We start from the raw sequence: 10,036 nt of genomic DNA, 5'->3' as shown, positions 1-10,036 counted from the left end.
CTACTGCTCACGCATCTCCGGACCAGCTCACTAGCTTCTTGTCGACATGGACCCTGACGATCCCGCCGAGCAGCAGGTCGACGACGCGGCCTGCCTCCATCAAGTCCTGGTACTCATACCCACGGTGGGCGGCAGTTAGATCACTCATGTCGGCAGCATTCTCCACCGTCAAACAGCCTGCTGGCGCCGAAGTAACCTAACCGCGACGATGGCTCCCGATCAGGTCCACCGGCTTTGCCATCGCTGAGGACCGCGGCCGCCATAACGCGCACCACCGACAGCGCCCTGTCGGGCGGCGCCGTCTGTGAGGGAACAGCAGCCGCTACGGCGCGCTTCTCCGCTCCGGCACTGCCGGCACTCCAACGCGCACTGTGGGCGAGGCGACGACCCCGTTCCTTCGGGCTCGCGGGGGCTTGGCGGTAGGTGGGCGAGGCGGAAGGCGAGCGGAGTCCTGACGCCGCTATGCGCGTGGCTGCGGGACCGGTACGGGCCGAAGGCGTTCGAGGCCCTGTTCTTGTTGCCGGCCTACTTCGGCCCGGGCCGCCCCGCCTGCCCCTGATCACTCTGGGATGCGCGAGCCCGGGCCGCCGTCGCATGGAGTTCCTGCGCCGCGTCGAGCTCAACGGCTGTGATCAGCTACTTCTTCGGCACCGTCCACTCGGCCAGCGTCTTGGTGCCGCCATTCGGTACGTACACGACCTTGTCCGGCCGCTGGTCGCCCGGCACTGGGAACACGGTCTTCCCCCGCACGCAGTCCCCGGCGCGCACCTCAGTCTGGAAGGGGAACTCCTGTGCCGTTCAGGAATGCGTCACTGCAGATCGTAGGTGGTCTGGCGGGGTCTGCGGGCGCGTAGGGACCATGTCCAGGTGATCGTCTCACTGGTGTATCAGATCGCACGGAAGCTGCTCTCGGTTCCAGCGGTGTTGCTGCGTCGGCAGACGGCCAGGGACGCTGAATTGCTCGTGCTCCGGCACGAGAACACGCCGATGCCCGCACGGGGCTGGCCGTTGACAGCGTGGCGTGGGCCGTGGAGCAGTTCGTCGAGAAGACCCTGCCCGCCGGGAAGTGGGATCCGGACCAGGGCGCCACGCTGCGCACCTTCTTCATCGGCTGCTGCCTGTACGCCTTCCGGGACGCGTTCAAGGCCTGGGCCCGGGAGCGCCGGGCCCACCTGAACGTGGTGTACCGCTCGATCCTGACCTATGACTGGGTCTCGCCCGAGACAGCGGGCGAGGAGGTCGCGGCCCAGCGCGACACGCTGGGCAGGATCCTGGAGCACGCCACCGCAGAAGCCCGTGCCATCTGCGCGCTGATGCTGATGGCGTTCAGCACCAAAAGGAGATCGGGGACCAGCTGTGCATGACCGCCCGGGCGGTCGAGGGCCAGCTGGGCCGGCTGCGCAAGCGGGCCCTGGCGATGGCCCGGCGCGGCGAGATCGAGGTCCACTACGGCGCCGTGGCCAAGGTCGCGGCCGGAAGTGGCCGATGGCGCGGCAGACCGAACCGGTGCTGGCCTTCCTCGTTCACGACGCGGTCGGCAACCTGGTCGCGGGGATCCTGCTCGCCACCGGGACCGCCCTCTGGCGGTGGGCGCTCCGGCGACGGGAGCGGGGACCGGCCCGAGGACGCTCCGCCGCCCGAGGAATGACCCACCCGCCTTGACCCGGCGCGGCGCCCCGCCGCTTCCTGCCGCGATCGGCGGAGCACCGCGGGGCCGATGCTGTCCGTGCCGGGACGGGACCTCCTGAAGTAGTGGATCTGCCCCGACGACCGGATCGTGGTGAACGACGGGACGTAGTCGACCGTGGTCGATAGGTTGGGGGTTCCAGAGCGCACTTCCCGCGAAGGCAGGTATGTACCCACATGTACAAAGCTCTGGCAGAAGCGGTTCCGACGCTTCTCGGTGTACTCGCTCCTGTCTCCATCGCTTCGGACCGGGCCGCCCCGTGCGGACCTGAGTCAAAGGAGCGGGCAAAGACCATCCGCGAGCACAGCCGAGCTGTGGCCAACCACTGCCGGGAGATCGCACGGCTGATCATCCGGCGGACGGGAGGCGGAGCCGCCTAGCCAGAGCAACAAGTCGAAGCCGGGACCGCGCTGGTGGTCCCGGCTTCGCTATGACCGGATCATTTCGCCGTGAGCTGAGCGGTCGCGGCGACGACCAAGAGGTGGTCCACGCGATGCTGGGCATGGCGGACATGCTCCGCCACCACGCGAGCCGCCTCTTAGGACTTGAGGTGAGGCGGACCTGGGCGAGCACCTCGAGGGCACGGGCGTTCCAGGCCCGTTCGGGCGCCGTGTGCCGCTCAAAAGTCCGTAGCTGCAGGTGGCACAGGTGACGGGCCGTCGGCTGGGAGCATGACCGGATGTTCGTACGCCTGTTGTACAAGATGACCCACAAGTTGATGAACCCGGCTCAGGCGATCGAAGGGATGGATAGGAAACGAGACATCTCAGCTGGCGTAACCTCGCCTGATCCGGTCCAGGTGCTGGCTCACCACCATCAGCTCCTGGCGGTACTGCTCCCCAGGAAGAGACAGCAGGAGCTGATGAAGGTCGGTGAGTTCGATCGTGGCCGCGCCGTAGTCACCCAAAGTGACCAGGAGCGTTCCGGCGTGAAGTCGAACCTCGAGCAGGAGAGGGTCATCGGACGGGCGGATGGGGATCAGTTCTTCGGCTAGGACACGGAACTGTTTGAGCGCCTCGTGGAGGTGCCCGAGGCCCATACGGCAGTGGGCGGCGCGGGCCCGGCAGTGCACCGCCTGGTTCGCATGCTGAGGACCAGCGCTGCTGAGCTCCGCCGCGAGGGCCGTATAGACGGGAAGGGCTTGGCCAAGGTCTCCGTCGTCGAAGAGGGCGTGGGCGTGGCTTAAGCGCGTGGGAACCGGCACGGGTCCCGCGCTGTGGCCGGAAGCCGAGACAGAGGGCGCCGGGGTGGGCACCGCGACCGGCTGGAGAGGGAGCAAGCGGTCGCGGACCGCTCGTGCGGAGGGCGGCCGCTCGTCCTGCCGCTTGGCCAGCGTCTCGGTGATGACGGCTTCCAGGACAGGGTGGCATTCGGGGCGCAGCATCGCTAGCGGAACCGGTGGCTCGTAAAGGACCGCACTCAGCTCGTCGGTGAAGGGCGGCTCCCCGGTGAGGAGTTCGTAGAGGATGCAGCCCATCGCATACAGGTCGGTCTGCGGGATGATGAGCCCAGGCTGTACGACTTGCTCGGGGGCCAGGTATCCGACGGTTCCAAGAACCTGGCGGTGGCGCGTCAGCCGATGTCGGGTTCGGGCGGCGCCCTTGAACGTCGCAGCGACCCCGAAGTCGAGTACGGTGATCCGACCGGTGGGTGACACCATGATGTTTGCTGGCTTGAGGTCCCGGTGGATCACTGGGAGGGCATGGGTGTGTGTGAGGATGTCGCAGAGCTGCAGTGCGATGTCGACCACTTGTGCTTCCGTGAGGGGTTGTCCGCGCGCCAGGACGGATTCGAGGGTGTCGCCAAGGACGAGCTCCATCACCATGTAGACGTGCGCCGCATCCTGCCCGAGGCGCGCGTCGTAGAGCACCGGGAGGCCGGGATGGCGAAAACCCGCGACGAGCCGGGCCTCCCTCCGGAAGCGCTCGATCAGCTCACCGGTGACGGCGCAGTCGCCAATGGCGGCGAGGTGGTGCGGATGGATGAGCTTGACGGCGACGGGGCGGCCCAGCTCCCGGTCGTACGCCTGCCAGACCTGCCCCATAGCTCCGGCGCCGAGGCGCGTGCGCAGTTCGTAGCGGTCGTCGAGGACCCCGCGGTCACGATCCACTGGCGCCGTCGCCCGATCCGGCCGCGCCGTCGGCCACGAGTTCCTCAACGAGATCGACGAGCGTACCTTCCCCGGGCAGGACCCAGCACCGCACACCTTGCACCGCCACAGGAGCCTCGGCCCACGCGGCCTCCTGCCAGATGCGCATCACCAAGGCGCTCGGGGAGTAGCGTTCGCCATCCACCGCCCAGATCAAGGGAGCACGCGCGTCATTGACCCACGTGGCGAGATATCGGCGCGGATCCTCGCCGAGCCAGTCGCCTAGCGCCTGCTCCTCTGGGCGTGTGGTGGTGCGGAAGACGAGTCGCGCGCCGTCCGTGATCCGCCTGTGGTCAACGAGCAGGCGCACGCTACTCCGTCGTCGTCGGGACGGGCACAAGCGGCGGGCCGGAGGAGTCAGAACCGGTGAGCTGGAAAGGCCCTCCTCGGCGAGGCTGTCCAACGCTGCCGCCGCGAGCTCCCGGCACCTGCTCGCGTCGCTGAAGACCCTGGCGAGAAGCGCGTGCTCACCGTAGAGGTCGTCCAGCAATCTCCGCAGCAGGGGTACAGCCGTGCCGATCCGCCCCGCGACAGTGTTCGCCCTGCTTTGCCAGGTGTCCCCCGGCTCGTCGATGTCGTCGTGGCCGACGAGCTGAAAAGCAATGTGATTGAGCAAGAGCGACCCCGAGCCGATCAGGGCCCGTTCGCGGCCGATGAGAGTGCCGGACACGTCCTCCAGCGCTTGTCCAATGGCACGGGTCAGCTGGACCGAACGCCAGATCTGGTGCGCGGTGGGACGGCGGCCGAAGAGCTTGGAGTACGCGCCGTCCGGTCCGGAGCGCCAGAGATGGTCGTGGTCCGCGCGTACGCGTGCCACGAGGCCCGCGTCCCGGTGGGCGCAGGCGAGAGCGGTCGCAGCTTCGACGATCGAGCAGCCGGTAGCCGGCGACGGGTCGAGTTCGCCGCGCTTGTACACGTACGACTTCCCCAGGGTGAGGGCGAAGTCCGCACGGATCAAATCCTGTTCCGGGGCAAGGGCAATGAAGTCCCGCGGCTCGATGTGGTTCTGAGTGTTACTGGCCTTCGCGATGCTTAGCGTGAGCCCGTCCGGAGCGTCCTTGACGCAGATGACTCGGAGCATGACACGGGCTTGTGCGGTGGCGTCGGGATCCTGCCGGAAGGCGTGGTAGGCCGAGGCGGCGGTCTGCGCGCCGTTGACCATTTGGGCGTTGGTCAGTTCCAGCCGCACCGGCTGACCGGCCGTGCGGCGGGCAAAGTAGTGGGGCCGGACGTCGTCGCAGACGACGGTGACGCCGTTGTTGAACAACCAGAAGTGGTCGGGATCGCTGACCAGGCTGCCCACCAGCTCCTGATTCACCTTCGTCATGCCCAGGTAGCGGCGTACGTTGCCCTCGTACAGCCGCTCCCCGTGCTGCTCGTACCAGCCGGCCAGTTCGTCCGCCGCGATCGCCCCGATGTAGGTCTCGTACGGGTGGTGCACGGCGACCCAGCCGTCGGCCATGGTCGCGGTCACCGAGAACCGCTTCGGGGTCACGTCCTGGCAGACCGCGGCGTAGAGGTCGGCGAGTCCGAGGGATCGGATGTCCACGAACTCGCCGAAGGCGTTGAACTCGGCCAGAACGCGCGAGAAAACGGACTCGGGGTCAGAAGCCATTCGTCCGTCACCCATCGTGGCGAGGACCAAGTGGATGCGGCAGTCGGGGGAAGTGAGTACTTCGTCGACCCTGGCCGCTAGGTGCTGGAACCTGGCGTTAAAGCGTTCGTAGCGCAGGTCCGTCAGCAGACGCAGGCTGTAGCTCAGGCGGTCGGCGTCCTCGGCGGAGATCCCCGCCGTTCCGCGGTCACTCCACTTAGCCCGGATGAGCCACAGCTCCGGAGTCGCGATAGAGAAGGCGACGGCGTCAATGCCCATGTCGCCGACGCCGTCGATGACGGCCGCGGCAGCCTCGTCCGGTTCACGGTCCGTGAGAAGGGAGGCGGCTTTGGCGGCCAACGCCCGCGTGAGAAAGGCGCTCTCGCGCAGAGGATCAGGAGCGGCGGACGGGAAGTCCGTCATGTCGATCAGGCCCGCGAACTCCCGGCTCAGCGCGGCGCGGAGCTGCCCGACCGCCAGGGCATACTCCTCGTCGTGCATCGAGACCTCCTCTTCGGTCGGCGACCCGTTCAGGGGGTCTCTTTGACGTACTCCACCGTCAGCGGGCTCGCTACGAGGCAGCGAGGTGCTCCGCCCCGCTCAGGCAGCAGTGCCGTGACGCGAGCGTATCCGGTCATCGGGGCCGTGGTGTCGATGCCGTCGTGGCCGATGTCGAGGGCGCGCAGCAGGTCACGGATGCCCGTGGCGCTCAGGGCGGGGGCCAGGGGAGACACCGAAGCGGCGTCGGCAGGCGCGGCAGTGCCGGGATCGAAGTCGGGGGAGAGTGCCTCGACGACCTGTCCGGCCCTGGTGAGGAAGACGGCGCCGACGCTGTCGCCGCCCCCGCCTATCTCATTCAGCACGGGGCCATCGGTGAGCTGGGGCGTCCAGCCCAACAAGTGCTGGGCGGAGCCGTGCAGCAACAGGCGGCAGCCGGCGACAGAGCCCGGCCCCAAGTCGGCGAAGAGCAGCAGATCCCGGTAGGCCCCGCGGAGCGTGACGCAGCGCATGGGTGCCTCGAATTGCACCCACAGGCCGGGGCGCAGGCCGGGCTCCTCGTACCAGAGCGCCGTTTCCTCCAGATGCTTCTGCACCTGCCTCAGTTGCCGCATTCGTCCCTGCTCGCCGTCGGTGGCCTGAGCGTCCACGTCGACCCCGACGCCGAACGGTGTGGACAGACGCACCGCCCCGGCGCGGGGAGCGCGGCGCGGCTCCGGGAGGAATTGCTGCAACTTGCCTACGGACAGATAAATGACGTCGCGCAATCGGGCCCCCAAGTCCGGTCGCCCGGCCCCGCTGGTACGCGGGAGCCGTCACTTCCACCATACGTGCCCCGAGGCACGGGTCCGTCGCTGAACTCACCAGGAGGGCCGGTGGTCGGGTGTCCTTGGAAAGCCGATCCTGGGGTTCCGTGAGAACTCGAAGACCATGCCGTCCGCCGCGCGGGCTCGCAGTTCGCACGAATTTCCGTAGGTCGTCGGCCACGTGAGCCGCCTGCCCTGCCAGACGCCGTCACCGGTAATCGTGATCGGGTTCCGCTCGCGCGCGCAGAGGCGGCCTGCCGCAGCGTGGCATTCTCCTCTCTCCTGTGTCTCGTCAGGCGCTAGAGTTTTCCCACCCCGCCGTGAACGGGTGTGTTACAACGGCGCGTTGCTGGCCGCCAACCGCACGCGCTCGTGCCGTACTGCAAGGGAGCACTGTGCGTCTCGTCGAACTCAGCGTCACCAACTTCCGCTCGCTGGGCGACGTCCAGGGTATTCCGATCCGAAAGCAGACAATCCTGACGGGCCACAACGACTGTGGGAAGACAGCGGCCCTGGACGCGATCGCGTTCCTGCTCGGCGAGCGTTCGGTCGTCGACAGCGACATCTCCGATTTCGCCGTGGGAGAGCCTGCGCGTGCGGCGTTGCCCTCGGACGAGGTCGAGGAACGGCGCACAGTCATAGTCGAGGGCCGGTTCGCTCTCTCGCCAACGGAGGAGAAGGCGCTGGACGCCGGGCCGACCCTCCGGATGCGCCGACGTCACGTGGAGGACGAGGGCAGTTGCCTGGAGTGGCGGACTGCGGTGCCGCAGAATCCGACGCTGCGCAACATCCCCGCGCTGAAGGTCGCCGAACTGCGGGCGCTCGCCTCCGAGCTGGATATCAGCCTGCGTGAGGACCAGTCGAACGTAAAGGCCAGCTGGGTGGAGGTGCTCGAGGAGCACGCCGCCGGCACGGAAATGGTCACGGACTGGGTAGTGGCGCCTGAGTCCGTCGCCGCTGCACTGCCCCAGCTGCTCTACTTCAAGGGCGATGCCGCCGAGTTGCCCGAGGCGGTAGTCCGCAGCATCCTGACGGCGAAGCTGCGCGAGTACACACTGCGTGAAGAGACCCGGCAGAAGATCACCGACCTGGAGGAGGAGTTCTCCAGCCTCCTCAAGGACGATGTCGTACGGCTGCAGAAGCTGATCGAGGAGCGGTGCACGCTTGACACATTCACCGTGGACCCCAGCGTGCAGTTCCGGCCGACGGTCCACAGTCTTTCGCTGACCGCCGCGGCTCCGGGTCAGCGGGCCGTGTCATTCACGGCAGCGGGCTCCGGCCGGTCGCGCCGTGTCTCCCTGGCTCTGTGGGAGGCCAGCCAGGAACTGCTGTCGGAGGAAACCGAGGACGGCGTCGGCGGAGTGATCATCGCCTATGACGAGCCCGACACCCACCTGGACTACGACCACCAGCGCCGCATCATGGAAATGATCAAAGCGTCGGCATCGGCTGCGCAGTCCACCGTGATCGTCGCCACCCATTCGCTGAATCTGATCGACGGCGTCGACATCCAGGACATCGTGCACCTCAACAGCCGGGACGGGCGGGCCTATGTGCAGTCACTCGGCACGGAGGACGACGACGACGAGACCCGCCGGTTCCTGTCGAACATGGCAGTCTCCCTGGGCTTTCGCAACAGCGTCCTGCTTCACGAGCGCTGCTTTGTCGGTGTGGAGGGCCCCACGGAGTATGCGGCGCTGCCCACTCTGTTCAAGCTGGCGTTCGGGTATCCCATCCAGTCCGCAGGCATCGCCCTGTGGGACTGCGGGGGCAACGATGGCGCCCTGAGCTTTGCCAAGTTCCTCAAGAAGCACAGGCGCACCGTCATGTTCCTGGTCGACGCCGACACGATGCGCGACAAGCAGAAAAGGTTCAATATCGACCGTCTAAGCAAGCAAGGTTTCACCGAGGCCGACTGTCTCTTCCTCGGGGATCCCAACGAGCTGGAGGACGTCTTCAGCGATGACCAGTGGGCGGACACCATGAACGCCGCCTGGCCCCGTGACGATGCGCAGCAGTGGACTGCCCAGGACGTCAGCGGCCTGCGCGTCGGCGGGAAGTTCAGCAAGTCGCTGCACAACACGCTGCGCCAGTCCTCCAGCAGCGCCCCCAGCGGCAAGGAGGACATGGTCGTCGAGCTGACCCGCCGACTGCGCAAGCCCTCCGACGTCCCGCCCGCGCTGGTGAAGTCTTTCGAGGATGCGATCAAGGTGGCCCGTGAAGCCGGAGTGGCTTACTGGCCGGAGGGAAGCTGAACCCGGCGCAGTGCGCGACGAGCCCTCATCCGACTCAGACGCTGCTCTCGGGTGGGCTCCTCCCATGAATGCATACCCACGGACGACACCCAGCGCCGACCATGCCGGCTCCTTTCCTCACCACACCACCGGCATCCGGACGGCGCAGGGGGACCTGAATGACGAACACGCAGAGCCATGGCATGCACCTCAGTACTCTCCGCTCGTTGTGCCGGTGGCGTACTCAAAGAGTCCCACGCGGCACTGACAATCGGCAGGTCGAGCCGACCATGCGAGACACAGCTCCTCACATCGGGGCCGCACGATGCGGCGGGACGGGATCTGGGGCGAGCTTTCTAGAGTCTCTACCCCGACAGGAGGCCCCGCACTGCCTGCTGGCGGATGCATTCCGTGGACAACGCTTGGCACACTATTTTTTGCGTTCACGGCATGATCGACTGATCATCGCCCTTGTCGCCACGACAAGGGGAACACCCAGGTCAGAGGCCTACGGAGCCTGAGGTGATCGCGTGGTGTGCCCGTCGGCGGAGACTGGGAGCGTCGGCACGCTGCACCACTTTCAGGAGGCGATCACCATGCGTTCCGTCACCCATCGTGGACGTGTCTACCGCCGTTGCGGCTGCCGCGACGCATACCGCCACCAGCTGGGCGCTCACTGCCCGCATCTGGCCAGCAACAGTGAGCACGGGAGCTGGACCTTCGCCGTCGACCTCCCCTCCCCCGACCACCACCGCACCACCATCCGGCGCGGCGGCTTCCCAACCCAGAACGCCGCCCAGGCCGCGCTGGAGCGGATCCTCGAGGGCGAGGCCGGCGGGTTCAACGGCGACCCGAACCAGACCGTCGCCGATTACCTCTCTGCCTGGCTGGAGACGAAGGCGTACATGCTCAAGCCGACCACGCTGGCCCGCTATCGCGACTACGTCACCGGCGACCTCATCCCCGCCCTGGGCCCGCTCAAGCTGGACGAGCTCGGCCACCGCCACATCGCCGGATTCGTTCACACCCAACTGGCCGCAGGCCGCGGCCAAGTGACCGTCTACCGGT

At 67.4% G+C, this 10,036-nt stretch carries 8 protein-coding genes and 1 pseudogene; 4 read left to right on the top strand and 5 right to left on the bottom strand.

Annotation, left to right across the window (positions count from 1 at the left end):
• Positions 1 to 7: 7 nt before the first annotated feature.
• Positions 8 to 148 (bottom strand): hypothetical protein, encoded by a 141-nt coding sequence (locus VT50_RS39425; protein ID WP_158083243.1) that lies wholly within the window; start codon positions 146 to 148, stop codon positions 8 to 10.
• 868 nt (positions 149 to 1,016) lie between these two features.
• Here VT50_RS39425 and VT50_RS39195 point away from each other — a divergent pair.
• Together VT50_RS39195 and VT50_RS39420 are read left to right on the top strand one after the other, a co-directional pair.
• Complete coding sequence (locus VT50_RS39195) at positions 1,017 to 1,364, top strand: hypothetical protein (protein ID WP_046087884.1); 348 nt, start codon at positions 1,017 to 1,019, stop codon at positions 1,362 to 1,364.
• A 121-nt stretch (positions 1,365 to 1,485) separates the two neighbouring features.
• A complete protein-coding gene (locus tag VT50_RS39420) occupies positions 1,486 to 1,662 on the top strand; it encodes a hypothetical protein (protein WP_158083242.1) in 177 nt (58 codons plus the stop codon).
• Between the two features lie 791 nt (positions 1,663 to 2,453).
• Here the strand turns inward: VT50_RS39420 and VT50_RS35320 are convergent.
• The 4 genes and pseudogenes from VT50_RS35320 to VT50_RS35305 form a co-directional block, all read right to left on the bottom strand.
• The gene (locus VT50_RS35320; protein ID WP_053048657.1) at positions 2,454 to 3,797 is read right to left on the bottom strand and encodes a serine/threonine-protein kinase; all 1,344 of its coding nucleotides are present in this window, start codon (positions 3,795 to 3,797) and stop codon (positions 2,454 to 2,456) included.
• The gene (locus tag VT50_RS35315; protein ID WP_046087885.1) at positions 3,787 to 5,931 is read right to left on the bottom strand and encodes an AIPR family protein; all 2,145 of its coding nucleotides are present in this window, start codon (positions 5,929 to 5,931) and stop codon (positions 3,787 to 3,789) included. The genes VT50_RS35320 and VT50_RS35315 overlap by 11 nt, the downstream gene beginning before the upstream one ends.
• 29 nt (positions 5,932 to 5,960) lie before the next feature.
• On the bottom strand, positions 5,961 to 6,695 hold the full coding sequence (locus tag VT50_RS35310) for an SAVMC3_10250 family protein (RefSeq protein ID WP_046087886.1): 735 nt from the start codon (positions 6,693 to 6,695) through the stop codon (positions 5,961 to 5,963).
• A 93-nt stretch (positions 6,696 to 6,788) separates the two neighbouring features.
• Positions 6,789 to 6,989: pseudogene (locus tag VT50_RS35305) on the bottom strand (SSI family serine proteinase inhibitor); the annotation flags it as partial.
• Positions 6,990 to 7,129: 140 nt separating this feature from the next.
• Between VT50_RS35305 and VT50_RS35300 the strand changes: the two are divergent.
• Together VT50_RS35300 and VT50_RS40800 are read left to right on the top strand one after the other, a co-directional pair.
• Positions 7,130 to 8,989, top strand: a complete 1,860-nt coding sequence (locus VT50_RS35300) for an ATP-dependent nuclease (protein ID WP_046087887.1) — start codon at positions 7,130 to 7,132, stop codon at positions 8,987 to 8,989.
• A 575-nt stretch (positions 8,990 to 9,564) separates the two neighbouring features.
• Positions 9,565 to 10,036, top strand: a 472-nt coding sequence (locus VT50_RS40800) for a tyrosine-type recombinase/integrase (protein ID WP_240529439.1), incomplete at its 3' end; no start/stop codon positions are given.

Source organism: Streptomyces antioxidans (assembly GCF_000968685.2).
Lineage (GTDB): Bacteria > Actinomycetota > Actinomycetes > Streptomycetales > Streptomycetaceae > Streptomyces > Streptomyces antioxidans.
Note: the sequence above shows the minus strand (reverse complement) of the source record. Positions and strands in the feature narration are given on the sequence as shown.

Bases quoted from the DNA above. Each gene is read 5' to 3' on its own strand.
- VT50_RS39420 (WP_158083242.1), top strand. From the start codon at position 1,486: ATGGCGCGGCAGACCGAACCGGTGCTGGCCTTCCTCGTTCACGACGCG.
- VT50_RS39425 (WP_158083243.1), bottom strand. From the start codon at position 148: ATGAGTGATCTAACTGCCGCCCACCGTGGGTATGAGTACCAGGACTTG.
- VT50_RS35315 (WP_046087885.1), bottom strand. From the start codon at position 5,931: ATGCACGACGAGGAGTATGCCCTGGCGGTCGGGCAGCTCCGCGCCGCG.